Below are 17,098 nucleotides of genomic sequence, written 5' to 3'. Positions count from 1 at the left end.
TAAGTTAATTATATTATTTTCTAAGCTTTAATACTAATGCAATATTTATGCCATTTTATAATTTTTTGCCTTTTTATTTTAAAAAAAATTAAGCTAAAAAACATAAGACTTTGATTTAACAGTTATTGCTCAATTAAAGCTATTATTAGTTTCACGGTATTCTCTAAATCATCTAAATTAACCATTTCGGATGGCGTATGAACATATCTTGTGGGTATTGCAATTCCGCCGGAGGGTACACCCTCTTTTGTAAGATGTATTGCACCCGCATCGGTACCACCCAGATCCAATACTTCCTTCTGATATGGAATTTTATTTTTTTCTGCAGTATCAATTAAAAGCTGTTTTACTTCGGGATGGCTCAAAACACTCATATCTTTTATTTTAACAGCCGGCCCCTTGCCGAGTTCCACTGCAATTTTTTCTCCTTCAGGAGTATCTCCGCATAAGGTAACATCCACAGCAATTGCAAGATCCGGTTCAATTGCATAAGCCGAAGTCCTGGCACCTCTTGTGCCTACTTCTTCCTGAGTTGTAAACACGAAATATACATCATATTTTGGATTTTTTACTTCTTTAAGCACTTTTATAAGTACAGCACATCCGGCTCTATCATCCAAAGATTTTGCAGAGATATTTTTACCAAGGAAAGTGCATTCCCGGTAGTATGTTGCCATATCACCAATATTAACTTTTTCCATTGCTTCTTCTTTCGATGATGCTCCTATATCAATATAAAGTCTTTTCATCTTCAGCTCTTTAATGTCTTCCAATTTTTCAACTCCTATTATCCCTACCGTACCGTTTTCAAATATTACCCTTTCCCCCAATAACCCATGGGGAGATACTCCTCCTATATTAGAAAACCTTATAAAACCTTTTTCATCAATATTAGTTACTATTAGTCCTATTTCGTCCATATGAGCAGCAAACATTAGTTTCTTTCCCGGGCCTCTTTTTCGAATAATCAAGTTGCCCATTGCATCTATTTTAATTTCATCTGCATAAGGCTCCACCAATTCTTTTATAATATTTCGTATTTTTTCTTCATTCCCTGAAGGACCGTAAGATTCGGTTAAAATTTTTACTAAATCTTTCACTTTATATTCCCCTTTCTTGAAAATCGTTTATTAAAGCATCGACCAAGGAAATCGTATTATTAATATCATTAAGATCAGCAATACTAACGGGTGAATGAATATACCTCGTAGGAACGGAAATAACTATTGTCGGTATCCCTTCTTCAATAGATTGTATTCTACCCGCATCGGTACCTCCTAAATTTGTCCTTCTTGGCTGACATACGATGTTATTTTTCTTTGCTATTTCAAATACCCTATCCCTTAAACGTTTATCAGCAATAAAGCTTCTATCCATTGTAGTTATCGCCGGTCCCCTGCCAAGTAAAGTATTATATTCTTCTTCTTTCATACCGGGAACATCGGAAGCAAAAGTTCCCTCCACCACTATACAAACATCGGGCTTTAATTGGTATGCTGCAACTCCAGAACCTCTCAATCCAACCTCTTCTTGAACAGTAAAAGCCCCGCTAATTTCCACCTCATAATTCCTCTTTATTATTTCCGCTACCACAAAACATCCGATTCTATCATCTAAAGCCTTTCCTTTTACAATACTGTCACCATATATTTCAAATTCCGTATTAAAGCAAGCGTAATCGCCAATTTTTACTTTTTTTTCCGCATCCTCTTGATCTTTAGCACCTATATCTATATAAAGATTTTTTATTTTTAATGCATTTTCCCTTTCCTTAGGTTCCTGCCTGTGAATGGGTTTTGCACCTATAACTCCGAAAACCTTATTTGGGCCTATTGTAACTATCTTTGAAACAAGTACCCGCTCATCAATGCCTCCCACAGTTTCAAACTTTAAAAAACCATTTTTTAATATAGAGGTTATCATTAACCCTACTTCATCCATATGTGCTGCCAGCATTATTTTTGGTCTTTTGCTCTTATTCTTTTTTTCAAATATAAGATTTCCCAAAGCATCCGTTCTAATTTCTGCATATCCCTTTAATTCCTCTCTTAAAATATCTCTCACCTCATTTTCATTTCCCGAAACACCTGCAGCTTCAGAAAGTCTTTTTAATAACATTTTAATCCCTCCACAAATTCCGTATCCACAGAAGCTATAAACAATGCAAGCAATCTTCCAATCAGTTTAATATCTTCAGTATTTAATGTTTCCACGGTAGTATGCATATATCTAAGAGGTATAGAAATTAGCCCTGTCGGAACTCCGGCTCGAGTTATCTGAATTGACCAGGCATCCGTTCCCGTATAGGACGGATTTGGGTCAATCTGATAAGGTATTTTATATTCATCGGCTAAGTTTTTCAATCTTTCATAAATTTTTGGATGAATATTGGGACCTAAAGCTATTACAGGACCTTTTCCCAATTTAAAAGTTTCTTCTTCGGGCAAATCTGGAATATTTCCATGACCGACATCTACTGCAATACCTATATCGGGATATATACCATAAGTCGAGGTTATCGCCCCTCTTAAGCCTACTTCTTCCTGTACAGTAGCTACTCCATACACATCGGCGGAAAAAATTAATTTCTTTAGCTCTTCTATACAGCATAATATTGCTGCTATACCGGCCTTATCATCCAGTGCATTAGAAGCAAAATGATTATTCAAAAGTTCCACAGGTCTTCTCTTAAAAGTAATAAAATCTCCCACACTTACAATATCTTTAATTTTTTCGTAGGAAAGCCCTGTATCAATAAATAAATCTTCTTTTTTCAAAGCTTTACTTTTTTCATCTGGTTCCTGCAAATGAGGTGGTTTACTTCCTATTATACCGGGAACAATTTCTTTACCGTGAATTAAAACCTCCTGACCCAGTAATATCCTTTGGTCTATTCCACCCACAAATGTAAACCTAATAAAGCCCTTTTCTTCAATTTTTGTAACCATCATGCCAATTTCATCCATATGAGCAGCAATCATAACTTTAAATTTAGAGTCTTTTCCCGTCTTTTTTCCTATAATATTTCCCAGTTTATCTACCTTAACTTCATCAAAAAATTTACCGAACAATTCTTTTACTTTAAAAGCAGCCTCCGGTTCCCTTCCGGAAGGAGTATGATCTGTTATTATTTCCTTTAATAAATCTTTAATATCCAATTTTTTTGCCTCCCTTCCAATATATAACTTCTACAACTATTATTAGTTTCCTTCAAATTTTATAACTAAAAATTTTATTTGTAAGTATTGACGAATTTTTTAATTTCATGTATACTATAAATTGCGTTCGGGCCCATAGCTCAATCGGTCAGAGCAACCGGCTCATAACCGGTCGGTTCTAGGTTCGAGTCCTAGTGGGCCCACCAAAATTTTATGCCGACGTAGCTCAATTGGCAGAGCAGCTGACTTGTAATCAGCAGGTTGCGGGTTCGAGTCCCATCGTCGGCTCCATTAAGTAAGTGGAGAGATTCCCGAGCTGGCCAAAGGGGGCAGACTGTAAATCTGCTGGCGATGCCTTCGGTGGTTCGAATCCACCTCTCTCCACCATTAAATGTGGGCCATTAGCTCAGTTGGTAGAGCACCTGACTCTTAATCAGGGTGTCGTGGGTTCGAAGCCTACATGGCCCACCATAGTAAGACATAAACCTCCTGAAAAGGGAGGTTTTTTCATGCCTTTTATTCTGGCAATATATGTGAAATGGTCACATTTCAGGTCACATTTATATCAAAGCACTCCCGGATCTTCACCGGGGGTTCTTTTTTTATAAGTGTCTAAATTCTTTTTAACCCCTGGTTTCAATTATTTCAACACGGTTTCAATTTAGTTTGCCCAGTTTTTAAATATTTCCTATTCCACACTTTAATAAAAACGTCCTTAGCTAAAGAAGGACCAGGATTTAAAGCTTTTGGCTTAACATGAGCTTTAAACGGAGCATGTAATAATCGTTATATGAAAAAATAAAAATTTGTTTTATAACCTCCATAATATGACATTATTTTATATCCTTCTAAGTTTTATTTGTCTTTTTTAAAATACTGTCAAATATTGCTATGCCCCGGGAAATATTATGCTTAAAGAAGGAAATAAATTAATAATATAGAAATATTTTATTGGTGATATATATGTACGATATAGAGAAACAACTTCATAACATTTTTTCTTATGATTCAATAAAGAGGATATTTAACTCTCTTGATGAGGGTATAATAATTGTCGATAATAATTTCAAAATATTGTTCTACAACAAAATATTGGGAAAATTTGAAGGGATAGATCCCGATAAGGTTATTGGTAAAAACTTATTTGAGGTTTACCCTTCTTTATCTCCCGAAGAAAGCACAATATGCCAGGTGCTAAAAACGGGAAAGCCGGTTTTAAAAAGATATCAGCGATATCGAAGTTTTTTAGGAAACGAAATTAAAGCGGTAAATACCACCTTTCCTATTATCGAAAAAGGTAACATAATCGGTGCTTTTGAAATATCCAGGGATATTACTAATATTTACCACCTTGCAGAAAAAGTGGTAGAGCTAAGACAAATAGCTTCGGGAGCAAAAACTTTAAAGGATAATAATATTTCCTTGAAATATAATTTTAGTTCTATAATCGGCGAGAATAAAAAGATAAAAGAATTGATAGCTTTTTCTAAAAAAGTTTCTAAAACCTCTTCTTCAATTTTAATTTATGGAGAAACTGGTACAGGTAAAGAACTTTTTGCTCAAAGCATTCACGCAGAAAGCCCCAGGAAAGATGGTCCTTTTATTGCTCAAAACTGTGCAGCCTTACCCGAATCTTTATTAGAAGCTCTTCTTTTCGGCACTACAAAGGGAAGTTTTACCGGCGCAGAAAATAAACCAGGGTTATTTGAACAAGCGGATGGTGGAACTCTATTATTGGATGAAATTAACAGTATGGGCTTAAACCTTCAAAGTAAGCTATTAAGAGTACTGCAGGAAGGTGTAGTAAGGCGAATTGGCGCAGCATACGATATACCGGTTGATGTAAGGATTATAGCTACTACTAACGAAAAACCTGAAATTCTATTAAAAACTGGACGTTTACGAAAGGACTTATTTTTCAGGTTAAGTGTAATATATATCGAAATTCCTCCTCTTAGAGATAGAAAAGAAGATATAATATTACTTGTGAACCATTTTATTGAAAAGTACAATAAAAAATTCGGTAAAAACATAAAAGGAATCGATAAAAAGCTAATGGATTTATTTTTACAATATTCATGGCCCGGAAATATAAGAGAATTAGAGCACCTTATAGAAGGCTTAATGAATTGTCAGGATGATGGAATAATAACTTTTGACTCTTTAAAATATGTAAGTTTCAATTTTTTAAATGAAGCTTTGATGGACAACACAATTTCTCAAAAAAGTTTTGCCTTAAAGCAATTGGATGATTTTGAAAGAAAATTAATAATTGACACATTGCGGGAATGCCAGGGCAATATCACCCGGGCTGCTGAAAAATTGGGATTAAAAAGGCAATCTTTACAATATAGAATAAAAAAATACGGCATTCAAAAAGAAACTTATGAAATTTTTTTATAAAAAAAGCTTTTTATACTGGAAAATCCAAATCTCTGAGGCATAATTATTTGTTCCGTACTTCCTACGAACAAAATTCCGTCATCAGCTAAGGATTCATGAAATTTTTTGTAAATCATTTCTTTTGCTTCTTCAGTAAAATATATTAAAACATTTCTGCATAAAATTAAATGAATCCCCTTCGGAAATGGATCGGTTAAAAGATTCAATTTCATAAATTTCACCATATTTTTTATCTCGGCAGATATTTCATATTCTTCCTTTCTTTTAATAAAGAATTTCTTTTTTAAATCTTCAGGTACATTTGAAATTAGTTTTTCATAATAAATGCCTTTTTTTGCTCTTTCCAAAGCATCCTCATCAATATCAGTGGCTATTATTTCTGCTTTGTTATAATTCATCTTTTTGAATAAAAGAGCTACTGAATAAGGTTCTTCTCCGCTTGCACAAGCCGAACTCCAAACTTTCAATGAATTTTTGCTTAAAATTAGATTGGGAATAATCTCTTTTTCTAATATATCCCATTGTGCGGGGTTCCTGAAAAATTCTGAAACATTTATTGTAAGATAATTCAAGAATTCCCTTATCCTATTTTGATCATCTTTAATATATTTATAATAATCATCGTATTCCTCAAAGCCATGCCTTCTGATAAAGGATTCTATACGCCTCTTCATCTGTTTTTCCTTATATAAAGAAAGGTTAATTCCTGTTATTTTATTTATTTTTTCAATAAATTCGTAATACTTATCCTGCAACAAAATCCCCTCACCCATTTTATAGTTTGTTATATATTGTAATTATACATAATTAAATAAAAAAAAACCATGGTACACAACCAAAACAATAGTGTACCATGGGGGCTAATGTAAAGGGGGTCTATTCTAATTTTAACCATTCTTTATCATATTATTCATGCTAAATATAAATTCTCTATAAAAACAGAAAAATGCGCGACATTCCGTCCCGCATTTTTCCACTTAATCAAACGCAAAATCAAAAAATATTGAGTTCTTATAAATCAACCTATCCCCTTCTTTCAGTCTCTTTTAAAAGTTTACCACTTTCACAGGTTTTTCAAAAACCCCTCTTTTTACTTCAGAAGCTGTCATATGCTTTGCCTGAAATTTTTCAGCTATATAATTACAGGCATCCCACGGATTTACCTTATCGCCACAGGTAAAAACATCTACCGCGGCATACCCAAGTTCTGGCCACGTATGAACAGTTAAATGTGATTCAGAAATTACTACCACACCGCTTACACCTTGCGGGCTAAATTTATGGAAGGCAACTTCCCTGACCTCTGCTCCTGCTTCAAGAGCAGCCTTTACCAAAATATCTTCGATTAAATCTCTGTCATTTAAAACAAAAGGATCGCAATCGTAAATTTCCGCTAAGATGTGACGGCCCAATGCTTTCATTTTACTATCACAGCCCCCTTTGCAAAAAAATTAATCAATCACATTAAATTGTAGCAAATTATTTTAGAATGTCAATAGATTTTCTTTAAAATCTGCGATTTTTTAGTAAATACCTCTAAATTTCAGCCATTTATACGTATTTCCACCTATATAAATAGGTCTTTCGCTTAATTCCTTTAAATTATTTGCTCCTGCCATCGCTAACGTTAATTTTAGTTCATAAATTATCTCATCTATATAATTTAGTACCGATTTTTTACCATGTTTTAAAAGTCGGTAGAGAATAGGGGCTGCAATCCCACAGGCTTTTGCTCCCAGAGCAAGGGCTTTTGCCACATCCAGTCCATCCTTAATCCCACCTGATGCAATAACTTCTGCTTTCCCTTCTACAGCATACAAGACTTCGATTAGGCTAACAGCTGTAGGAATTCCCCAATTCGCAAATTTATACGGTTTAACTTTTTGCCTCATACTTTCAATTTTTATAAAGTTGGTGCCGCCAGAGCCCCCAATATCAATCGTCTTTACCCCTGCTTTTAATATTTTTAATGCTTCTTCCCTGGCAATTCCGAAACCGACTTCCTTTACAATAACCGGAACATCTAAATTTTCAGCAATCTCCCGTATCCTCTCCCAGGTACCGCGGAAATCTCTTCTTCCCTCTTTCATAAATAGCTCTTGAGGCACATTTAGATGTAATTGTAAAGCATTCGCTTCTATCATTTTCACCGATTCCTTGGCCTGATCCAAAGTACAATCGGTTCCAATATTTGCAAAAATTACCCCGTCCTTATTTATTTTTCTAACAATTTCAAAGCTTTTCCGGGCATGCTTATATTTAAAAGCTATTTTTTGAGATCCTACAGCCAATGCCAATTTTTTTTCTCTCGCAATTTCTGCCAAAGCACTGTTTATGTAATAACTCTCTTCGAATCCGCCGGTCATAGCGTTAATTATTAATGGAACATCTAATTTCGCACCTACTAGAGAAGAAGAAATATCCAATCCGTCAAAATAAATCTCCGACAAGCAATTATGTATTATTGTAATATCTTTGAATACATCCCTTTTTATATGTTTTTCCATTATAAGCGAATACTTAATATGTTCTTTTTTTCGTTTTAGCCTTGTTATTATTGACAATTACACCTCTCCTTTTAAAGGGGAGGATTTAAAATCCTCCCCTTTAAAATTTTAATTATTGAATGGACTTTTTAAGAAGATCTCCAAAAATTTCTCCAATGGTAATTTTTAGACCTTCTTCCTTTACTTCTTCTTTTGGATCTTCCATTTCCCCTGATACTTTATTTTCCTCTTCAAGAGCCTCTTTTATACTCAAACTTATCTTTTTTTCTTTTGAATTTACTTCCAATACCTTTACTTTTACCATATCCCCTACCTTCAAAACTTCCTGTGGATGTTTAATTTTTTGTTTTGAAATCTGGGATAAATGAACCAGTCCTTCTACTCCCGGTTGCAATTCTACAAAAACTCCGAAATTGGTTATTTTTACCACTTTGCCCTCAACTACATTCCCCTCATGGTATTTTTTATCAACTTCTGTCCACGGATCCTTTGCTAACTGCTTTAGTCCCAAGGATATTTTGCCTTTTTCCTTATCTATCTTCAAAACTTTAACTTTAACCTCTTGACCCGGAGTTAATATTTCCGAAGGATGTTTTACTTTACCATAGGACAAATCAGAAATATGTATCATCCCATCATAGCCACCAATATCAACAAAAGCACCAAAGTCAGCTATCCTTTTTACAGTACCTGTTATAATATCTCCTTCTTTAATTTTATCCCATATTTGATTCTTTGTTTTTTCTCTTTCTTCTTCTAAAAAAGCTTTCCGGGATAAAACTATTCGTTTTTGCTCTTTATCAATTTCGATAATTTTAAACTTCAAGGTTTGACCAATGTAATTTGAAAGATCTGGAACGTACTTAAAATCCATATGGGAAGCTGGAATAAATGCCCTTATATTAAAAACCCTGGCCAGAGCACCACCTTTAACAATCTCTTCAACAGTCGCATCTACAGTTTCTTTTTCGTTATAGGCTTTCTCTGCGTTTTCCCACCCGACAATAAAATCCGCCCTTTTCTTGGAAAGGATTAAATTACCCTCTTTATCTTCCGGGTTCAATACAAATACTTTTATATGTTCTCCCTCTTTAACAACATCAAGGGGAGAATTTACGGGCTTATAGGATACTTCGTTTAACGGTATAATTCCGTCTTGCTTAGCTCCTATATCTACTATTACTTCTTTATCCGTAACTTTAACTACCCTTCCATCAAGAATTTGACCCTTTCTAATTTCCGTTTCATGATTTTCACCAAATTGTTTTGCTATTTCTTCCATTTTATTTACTACCTCCTTTATAATCCAATCAGGTGTTGAAGCACCTGCAGTTATACCCACTTTATCTTTTTCTTTAAACCATTCTTTTTTTATTTCCTCCGCTGTTTCAATATGGTAAACCCTTGCTCCTTCCTTTTCACAAATAATTGCAAGTTTATTTGTATTAGCACTGTTTCTCCCTCCTACTACGAGCATTACATCCACTATTTTTGCCAGTTTTTTTGCAGCATCCTGTCTTTTTGTAGTAGCGTCACACCGGGTATTATAAAATTCTACTATTTCTCCCTTTTGATTCAAAATTTCCATTATTTTATCTATATTTTCTTGGGTTTGAGTAGTTTGAACAACTACAGCAGCTTTATCAAAGTTATCCACCTTTTCAGCATCATTTTCATTTTCCACTACAATACATTTTCCAAAGCAATGTCCTTTAATACCAATAACTTCGGGATGATTTTTTTCACCAATAATAATAAGCATAAGGCCTTTTTTAGAAATTTCCTCCGCGATTTTATGAACCCTTTTAACAAATGGGCAAGTAGCATCTATTATATTTATTCCTTTATCTTTTAATAATTTTTCTACTCCCGGTTCTATTCCATGGGTTCTGATGACAACATTTCTTTTCCTGTCGGAATCAAGATCATCTATTTCTATTGGCTTTATCCCTTCTTTAGCAAAATATTCTACCACCTGAGGATTATGTATTATAGGCCCAAGTGTAAAGGCCTCTTCTCCTTTTTTTACCATATTCTCCAATATACCAACAGCCCTTTTTACTCCAAAACAAAATCCCGAATAATCAGCAATATATATTTTCATAATTTCACATCCTGAATATTTATTTTAATATTTTAAGACACAAGTAATTGCTCAACTTTTTTAAATAATTCAATACTTAATTCATTTATTTTTTCCGAACTATATTTTTCATTTTTATTTTCAAAAACTATAGGCTCTCCAATAATAAGCTGAACTTTTGAAAAAAATTTGTAATTTCCTTTAATCGCCACAGGTACAAGTTTTAAGTTTTCCGTTTTTATAGCAAAAAGAGCTATACCCGGTTCGGGGTCTTTTAACATACCATCTTTACTTCGGGTACCCTCCGGGAAAATACCTAAAACTTTTCCTTCTTTTAATAATTGCAGGGCTTTTCTAATTGCTTTTCTGTCCGGAGCTCCTCTATTTACGGGAAAAGCGTACAAATTCCTCAGGATAAAACCAAAAATAGGATTTTTAAAAAGTTCAATTTTTGCCATAAAATTTACCGTTCTATCCAGCATACAGCCGATTAAAATAGGATCCCAAAAACTTTTATGATTAGAATAAACGATAACAGGTCCATTCTTTGGAAAATTTTCTTTTCCTAAAACCTCAATTCTGAAAAAGATCAAAAGGATTATTTTACATAATAACTTTGCAATTCTATATAACATCTTTTTACCCCTTTTTAATATATTCCATCAATTCTTTTACCACCGTATTTATATCCTTATCCGTTGTGTCAATTTCTACCGCATCTTCTGCCTTTTTAAAAGGTGAGCACTCTCTCTCAGCATCATTTTTATCCCTTCTTATGATCTCTTCTTTGACCTCTTGAAAACTTTTTAAAACACCTTTTTTTAATAGTTCATTGTATCTTCTTATCGCTCTTTCTTCAATGTTTGCAGTTAAAAAAAATTTATAATCGGCATCAGGAAGAACCACAGTGCCAATATCTCGACCGTCCATCACTACTCCCTGTTCGGCAGCCATTTTTCTTTGAAGCATTACTAATCTTTCTCTTACTTCAGGGATACTGGCTGTAAAAGATACTTTTTCATCTATTTCCGGTTTTCTTATTTCCTCCGTCACATCCATTCCATCCAGATAAATCCTGCCTTTGTCGAAAATTATTTGAGAGTTTTCTGCTATATCAATAATATCTTTTGTATTAAACCTTCCTAATTTTAAAGCCTTAAAAGTAATTGCCCTGTACATGGCACCCGTATCTATGTATAAGAGAGAGAGTTTTTCAGCTAAAATCTTGGCGATTGTACTTTTACCCGAGCCGGCCGGGCCATCAATAGCTATCTTTAAACTTTTACCCAAAACTTACCCCCCTTATAAATCCGGTCTTAACATTTTTGCTTCTTTCAGATATATATGTTTTATTTCTTCCGGTTTCTTATCAGAATTAAATACCATTAATATGCGTATACATCTTTTTAAAGCCTCCGGAACCTTCATATGAGAAAAATCCAACAACGGAACATATTTCATTCCCATTTCTCTTGCAGCTTGCGCAGGAAATGCCGCATCCAAATCATCAGTGGCGCTAAAAAGTATAAAGCATATATCATCTATGTCAACCCGATTTTTTTCAATCATTTCTCTCAACAATTCCTTTGTTGAATTTATTATCTCTTCTTTTGTGTTTGAATTTACGGTAATGGCTCCTCTTATACCTCTAATCTTCATTTTCTCACCTAACCCTCTTTACAGGCATTAACACCTGCTAAATAGCCCGTAGAAAAAGCAGCCTGTAAATTAAATCCTCCTGTATAACCATCTATATCAATTACTTCCCCTGCAAAATAAAGCCCTTTTACTAATTTGGATTCCATTGTTTTTGGATTTATTTCTTTTACACTAACTCCGCCTCGAGTAATTATAGCTTCTTTTTCCCTGCATCCTATAACTGTAAGTTTCAAGTTAGACAAAAGTTCAACCAGTTTCATTCTTTCTTCCTTGCTGACTTGATTTACAGGTTTTTCGGGTGAAATACCCGAAAGATTTATAATTACCGGAATGAGCTTTTTTGGTAAAAGATCGTCTAAGGAATTCTTAAAAAGCTTCCTGCTATATTTTTCAAAGTCTCTGCAAACTCTTTCATAAATTTTTTCCAAAGTTAAAGCCGGCTTCAAATTAATGGAAATAATTACTTCTTTCTTCTCGTTAATATAATCTACTATTTCTCGGCTAATTGTTAAAATTACAGGGCCTGATACTCCGTAATGGGTAAACAACATTTCGCCAAATTCAGAATTAATTTTTATTCCATTATAGAAAGAAGTAACTTCAACATTTTTAAGACTAAGCCCCTGTAAATCTTTTACCCAATTCTCCTTTGTTATAAGGGGGACCAGCGAAGGTCTTAAATCCACAATGGTGTGACCTAAGCTTCTTGCAATTTCATAACCATCCCCGGTAGAACCGGTAGAAGGATAAGAAAGTCCTCCTGTTGCTATAATTACTGCATTACAGGGAAAATATTCCTCTCTATCATATAATTTAATTCCCAACACTTTTCCGTTTGATACTATTACTTCCTTTACCCTTGAATTTAATCTTAAAATGATGCCTTTTTTTTCTAAAGCTCTTTTTAAAGCCACCACCACATCCTCGGATTTATCTGAAACAGGAAAAACTCTTCCACCTCTTTCAACCTTTGTTTTGACTCCGAGTTTTTCCATAAAATTTATTAAATCGATGTTGGAAAAGCTATTAAGGGCACTATATAAAAATTTACCGTTTCCGGGTATGTTTTCAATGATTTCTCTTACATCCTTAATATTTGTTAAATTACACCGACCTTTACCGGAAATTAATATTTTCCTCCCTAAATTATGGTTTCTTTCAAATAAAGTCACATCAGTATTTATTGTTTTGGCAAAATAAGCTGCTATTAACCCGGCAGCCCCTCCTCCAACTACTGCTATCTTTTTCATTTTTTTCCACCCATATACTATAATTACTTTTTTAATCTTTTTGCAAAATAAATGAGGTGGGACCTGAACTCCTCTCCCATCTTAAAAAGGATTCTTTCTAAATCCTTATTGGTTATAATCATCTGCGGAGGTTCAAGTATTTCTATTTTCCGAAACTCTTCCCTCATAATAAATTTAACCATATCTTCGATGGAATCGGCTGTAATAGTTAGAATAGCTGGAGCATATGCTACCTTTTCACCTATTAAATCATCAAAAATTACATAAGGTTCTGCAGAAATATCATAGTCTTCTAAAACGATTCCCTGCATGGGCATATTCTTTAATAGCGTAACCTGTTCTTCTCGTATCATCTGGGCAACCTGATCTACGGGACGACTGCCAAATAGAAATCTACCGGGTTTATACTCACCTCTAAAGTCTAATCGAACCTTGAATCTTATTTTACTTTGCACCACTTCATCTCCCAGCATTATCTTAACCATATAAACCTCCGACTTTTAAAAATAATAATTAAGTTCTCCAACAGAATTAACTACTATACTCTTTTCTTTTATCCTATTATATATTTCCTCTGCTTTTCCGTTGGTAAAATCTCTTTCCTTTATCGGCGTTTCTTCAACTATAAAGATCTTCTTTTCTTTTTCGCCTAATTTTTCAAGGAGTTGAAGGTTTTTCAAATTCCCCAAGCCAAAAGGTGTATTAACTAAAATAATTGCATCCGCTTTCTGCATTAATTCTAAATTGAGTTTTGCATTTTTCTCCGATATAGGCGAAAAGGGAATTTCTTCTATTACTCTAATATTCAATGCTTTTGCTATTTTCCAATCGCTATCTCCAATATTAAGTACCCCGCAGGATATATCATAATTTTTTTTCTCCAATAACATCATTACCTTTTCTCCGGTTCCTCCGCCGCAGATAACGTGCACTCTTTTCATAGGGCTCTTTTTTTCATGATTTTCAACAACTTTTCCATAAGTTATAAGAAGCGGTGCACCTTTTTCAGTAAAACCCGAGACGAAGGATTCTACTCCGAATACCTCTTTTATATTTTCTGCAGTTATTACTTCCTTAGGATTCCCGAATTTAAATATCTTACCTTCTTTTAAAATTAGTATTTTATCACAGAAAGTTGAAGCAATATTTATATCATGCAGAGTTGCAATTATAATAATATTTCTTGTTTTAGAAATATCCTTTAAAATCTCCATTACTTCCCATTTATATTTAATATCCAGATGAGATACAGGTTCATCCAGGAGAAGAATTTTCGGTTGTTGCGTTAATGCTCTGGCTATCAAAACCCTCTGTCTTTCTCCACCGCTTAAATGGGTGATAAAATTATGTTTTAAATTATAAACTCCCACGGCCTCCATTGATTTTTCAGCAATAAAATAATCTTCTTCTTTTTCCCTTTCCAATGCTTTAAGATAAGGAGTCCTTCCCATTAAAACTATCTCTTCTACAGTAAAATCATAATTTATTTGCGTATCTTGGGGAACCGTTGCTATGATTTTTGCAAGGGATTGGATCGATAACTTTTTTATATTCTCGTTATCAATAAAAATACAACCTTTTTGGGGTAAAAGCCAACGGTTAAGGTTTTTTAATAAAGTAGTTTTACCTGAACCGTTTGGCCCCAAAATACCAATAAACTCCCCCGGAAATACTTCAAAATTTATTTCTTCCAATATTTTTTTATCTTCATAATAAAAGGATAAATTATCCACCTTTAACCCATAATTCATACTTTCACCTGCATTTAACATATACAAATAAGCACTTCTCTTAAAATCTTTGCAGCAAGCAGGGAAGTCCTTTCGGATATATCGTTGATTGGAGATACCTCTACAATATCGAAACCTACAATGTTTAACTTTTTAAAGTAAGGGATTAGATCAAAGAAATCCTTGGAGGTACAGCCCCCGGGCTCTGGAGTTCCGGTACCGGGAGCAAAGGAAGGATCAAAAACATCTATGTCCAATGTAATGTATAAAGGATAATTTTTGAATTCATCAAATTTATTAATGAATCCTTCCTTTACTTCTGCAAAGCTTAAAAAGCCGTGCTGTTTAATATATTCGAACTCTTCTTTTATTCCCGATCTAATTCCAAATTGATAAAGTCTTTTATCTTTGAGATGCTCGCAAGCACGTCTTAATACAGTAGCATGGGAAAATTTTTCTCCAAAGAACTCGTCCCTGAGATCTGCATGAGCGTCAAAATGTAAAACTGCAAGTTCCGGATATTTCTCCGCAACCTTTTTTATTAAAGGATAACTAATTAAATGTTCTCCCCCTAAAAACACGGGAATTTTGTTATCCTCCAAAATACTCTCCACCGATTTCTCAATTATTTTTAAACTTTTTTCTACATTTCCAAAGGGTAAATCTAAGTCTCCCGCATCAAAGTAATTTTTATTATTTAAAGATTCATCCAAGTACGGGCTGTAATCTTCCAACCCATATGATACTTCTCTTATTTTTCTGGGTCCCATCCTGGTGCCGGGCCTGAAACTTACTGTGAAATCCATTGGGACTCCCACAATTACAGCTTTACTTGTCTCATAATCTTCTTTAGCTCTAAGAAATCCCGAGTTCTTGAGATAAAGTTCCTTTTGGAGCAACTTTCTCTCCCCTTCTAACCGGAAATTATCTTTTTTATAAATGCCGGAAGTACAAAAGCTGCTTTATGAATTTCCGGAGTATAATATTTGGTTTCAAAATCAATTTTATCAACGGTTCTTTCTAAAGGATTAATCTTTTTAGACCCCATTGTAAACGTCCAAAGAGCTCCGGGATATGTAGGAATGGTAGCAATATAAACATTTGTATATTTAAAAATTGAGGATACATCTTTATATATTCTCTTTAATAATTCACTGTAAAAGAAAGGTGATTCCGTCTGAGCGACAAAAATTCCATCTTCTGTAAGCGCTTCATACACGTTGTTGTAAAACTCTTTTGCAAAAAGTCCCACAGCAGGACCAATGGGGTCGGTAGAATCAATAATTATTATATCGTAAAAGTTTTTCTTGTCTTTAATAAAAGCTATACCATCTTCACAAAAAATTTTTGCACGTTCATCCTTGAAAGCTACACTCAATTCGGGAAAATAATTTTTAGCAGCTTCGATTACCCCTTCGTCAATTTCAACAAGGTGAGCTTCTTCCACCGGATGCTTTAAAATTTCCCTTAAAGTCCCTCCATCTCCGCCGCCTATCACCAATACTTTTTTTGCATTTCCATGAGTAAATAAAGGGACGTGAGACATCATTTCATGGTATACAAATTCATCTTTCATTGTAAGCTGGACCACATCGTCCAGTATTAACATTCTTCCGCAGTCCTCACTGTCAAAAACTGCCAACTCTTGAAATTTTGTTTTTTCCCTGTGTAGCTGCATTTTAATCCTGTAACTCATTTTTACATTTTTGGATTGATATTCACTGAACCAGAATTCCAATTCCTTTCACTCCTTTATTATATTGCTTCTTTTATATCGGAAAAATTATACCAAATATGGAGAAAATATTCAAATAGGTTTAAATTACTAAATTTATCCTATAAAAAGGCCTACTTACATTTGATATTTTCAAAAAACTCACTGATATTTAAACGCATAGGAATGAAACTAAGAGGACAGCTTGAAAGTTGTTTTGATTCGGGACAATTTTCCTGAATTTCACTTCTATTAGTTTTTCTAAATCCCACTCTCTCAAAAAAGTTTACAGCTTTATCTGTAAAAAGAAATAAAGTTTTAATTCCCATTCTATCAGCCAAATTAATAAGAGATCTAACAAGGCCGTCTCCGATACCCTGATTTCTAAAATCGGGCAATACCGCTACTGTACGAAGAATTCCATATTCACCATAATTTTCAATCCCTCCCGTGCCTATGACATTCCCATCTTCTTCAACTACCATGAAATCGTTTAACCATCTTTCCAGATCACAATCACATAATCCGCAGTCTTTTATAATTTGTTTTATTTTCTCAAAATCCTCTACTTTTGCCCTTCTGAAGGCTAACAAA

The 17,098-nt window shown here is 34.1% G+C and carries 17 protein-coding genes and 4 tRNA genes; 5 read left to right on the top strand and 16 right to left on the bottom strand.

Going from position 1 to position 17,098, the window contains the following annotated elements; translation table 11 throughout:
• Nucleotides 1–122: 122 nt before the first annotated feature.
• The 3 genes from ACPLOV_RS04370 to ACPLOV_RS04360 are packed head-to-tail and all read right to left on the bottom strand — an operon-like array spanning nt 123 to nt 3,158.
• Nucleotides 123–1,100 carry a M42 family metallopeptidase gene (locus ACPLOV_RS04370; RefSeq protein ID WP_424910712.1) on the bottom strand — a complete coding sequence of 326 codons (978 nt, stop codon included), beginning with the start codon at nt 1,098–1,100 and terminating at the stop codon, nt 123–125.
• A gap of 1 nt (nt 1,101) precedes the next feature.
• Nucleotides 1,102–2,118 (bottom strand): M42 family metallopeptidase, encoded by a 1,017-nt coding sequence (locus ACPLOV_RS04365; RefSeq protein WP_424910711.1) that lies wholly within the window; start codon nt 2,116–2,118, stop codon nt 1,102–1,104.
• A complete protein-coding gene (locus tag ACPLOV_RS04360) occupies nt 2,109–3,158 on the bottom strand; it encodes a M42 family metallopeptidase (protein WP_424909929.1) in 1,050 nt (349 codons plus the stop codon). The genes ACPLOV_RS04365 and ACPLOV_RS04360 overlap by 10 nt, the downstream gene beginning before the upstream one ends.
• Nucleotides 3,159–3,287: 129 nt before the next feature.
• On the opposite strand from ACPLOV_RS04360, the gene ACPLOV_RS04355 reads away from it, so the two are divergent.
• From ACPLOV_RS04355 to ACPLOV_RS04335, 5 genes are all read left to right on the top strand, one after another.
• A tRNA-Ile gene (locus tag ACPLOV_RS04355) sits at nt 3,288–3,364 on the top strand.
• 9 nt (nt 3,365–3,373) lie between these two features.
• A tRNA-Thr gene (locus ACPLOV_RS04350) sits at nt 3,374–3,449 on the top strand.
• A gap of 10 nt (nt 3,450–3,459) precedes the next feature.
• Nucleotides 3,460–3,545: transfer RNA gene (locus tag ACPLOV_RS04345), tRNA-Tyr, on the top strand.
• Between the two features lie 8 nt (nt 3,546–3,553).
• A tRNA-Lys gene (locus ACPLOV_RS04340) sits at nt 3,554–3,629 on the top strand.
• A 492-nt stretch (nt 3,630–4,121) separates the two neighbouring features.
• Entirely contained in the window at nt 4,122–5,561 is a 1,440-nt protein-coding gene (locus ACPLOV_RS04335) for a sigma-54 interaction domain-containing protein (protein WP_424908715.1), read from the top strand.
• Here ACPLOV_RS04335 and ACPLOV_RS04330 read toward each other — a convergent pair.
• The 13 genes from ACPLOV_RS04330 to ACPLOV_RS04270 form a co-directional block, all read right to left on the bottom strand.
• The gene (locus ACPLOV_RS04330; RefSeq protein WP_424908714.1) at nt 5,543–6,316 is read right to left on the bottom strand and encodes a CheR family methyltransferase; all 774 of its coding nucleotides are present in this window, start codon (nt 6,314–6,316) and stop codon (nt 5,543–5,545) included. The genes ACPLOV_RS04335 and ACPLOV_RS04330 overlap by 19 nt on opposite strands.
• Nucleotides 6,317–6,607: 291 nt before the next feature.
• On the bottom strand, nt 6,608–6,982 hold the full coding sequence (gene speD / locus ACPLOV_RS04325; RefSeq protein WP_068749060.1) for an adenosylmethionine decarboxylase: 375 nt from the start codon (nt 6,980–6,982) through the stop codon (nt 6,608–6,610).
• Nucleotides 6,983–7,084: 102 nt separating this feature from the next.
• Nucleotides 7,085–8,125: a type 2 isopentenyl-diphosphate Delta-isomerase gene (gene fni, locus ACPLOV_RS04320; protein WP_424908713.1), complete on the bottom strand. Its 1,041-nt coding sequence runs from the start codon at nt 8,123–8,125 to the stop codon at nt 7,085–7,087.
• A 55-nt stretch (nt 8,126–8,180) separates the two neighbouring features.
• Nucleotides 8,181–10,172, bottom strand: a complete 1,992-nt coding sequence (locus ACPLOV_RS04315; protein ID WP_424910710.1) for a bifunctional 4-hydroxy-3-methylbut-2-enyl diphosphate reductase/30S ribosomal protein S1 — start codon at nt 10,170–10,172, stop codon at nt 8,181–8,183.
• Between the two features lie 32 nt (nt 10,173–10,204).
• Complete coding sequence (locus tag ACPLOV_RS04310) at nt 10,205–10,786, bottom strand: lysophospholipid acyltransferase family protein (protein WP_424908711.1); 582 nt, start codon at nt 10,784–10,786, stop codon at nt 10,205–10,207.
• Nucleotides 10,787–10,790: 4 nt separating this feature from the next.
• Nucleotides 10,791–11,441, bottom strand: coding sequence for a (d)CMP kinase (cmk, locus tag ACPLOV_RS04305; RefSeq protein WP_424908710.1), 651 nt, complete (start codon nt 11,439–11,441; stop codon nt 10,791–10,793).
• Nucleotides 11,442–11,453: 12 nt separating this feature from the next.
• Nucleotides 11,454–11,810 (bottom strand): chorismate mutase, encoded by a 357-nt coding sequence (gene aroH, locus ACPLOV_RS04300; protein WP_424908709.1) that lies wholly within the window; start codon nt 11,808–11,810, stop codon nt 11,454–11,456.
• 8 nt (nt 11,811–11,818) lie between these two features.
• Nucleotides 11,819–13,060, bottom strand: coding sequence for an NAD(P)/FAD-dependent oxidoreductase (locus ACPLOV_RS04295; RefSeq protein WP_424910709.1), 1,242 nt, complete (start codon nt 13,058–13,060; stop codon nt 11,819–11,821).
• Between the two features lie 23 nt (nt 13,061–13,083).
• Nucleotides 13,084–13,545 carry a hypothetical protein gene (locus ACPLOV_RS04290; RefSeq protein ID WP_424908707.1) on the bottom strand — a complete coding sequence of 154 codons (462 nt, stop codon included), beginning with the start codon at nt 13,543–13,545 and terminating at the stop codon, nt 13,084–13,086.
• Between the two features lie 15 nt (nt 13,546–13,560).
• Nucleotides 13,561–14,811: an ABC transporter ATP-binding protein gene (locus ACPLOV_RS04285; protein WP_424908706.1), complete on the bottom strand. Its 1,251-nt coding sequence runs from the start codon at nt 14,809–14,811 to the stop codon at nt 13,561–13,563.
• Nucleotides 14,812–14,825: 14 nt separating this feature from the next.
• The gene (gene speB, locus ACPLOV_RS04280) at nt 14,826–15,689 is read right to left on the bottom strand and encodes an agmatinase (RefSeq protein WP_424910708.1); all 864 of its coding nucleotides are present in this window, start codon (nt 15,687–15,689) and stop codon (nt 14,826–14,828) included.
• 14 nt (nt 15,690–15,703) lie between these two features.
• On the bottom strand, nt 15,704–16,528 hold the full coding sequence (gene speE / locus ACPLOV_RS04275) for a polyamine aminopropyltransferase (RefSeq protein ID WP_424908703.1): 825 nt from the start codon (nt 16,526–16,528) through the stop codon (nt 15,704–15,706).
• Nucleotides 16,529–16,638: 110 nt separating this feature from the next.
• A complete protein-coding gene (locus tag ACPLOV_RS04270) occupies nt 16,639–17,097 on the bottom strand; it encodes a GNAT family N-acetyltransferase (protein ID WP_424910707.1) in 459 nt (152 codons plus the stop codon).
• Nucleotide 17,098 lies beyond the last annotated feature (1 nt).

Source organism: Thermovenabulum sp. (assembly GCF_049723235.1).
Taxonomy (GTDB): domain Bacteria; phylum Bacillota; class Thermosediminibacteria; order Thermosediminibacterales; family Thermosediminibacteraceae; genus Thermovenabulum.
Note: the sequence above shows the minus strand (reverse complement) of the source record. Positions and strands in the feature narration are given on the sequence as shown.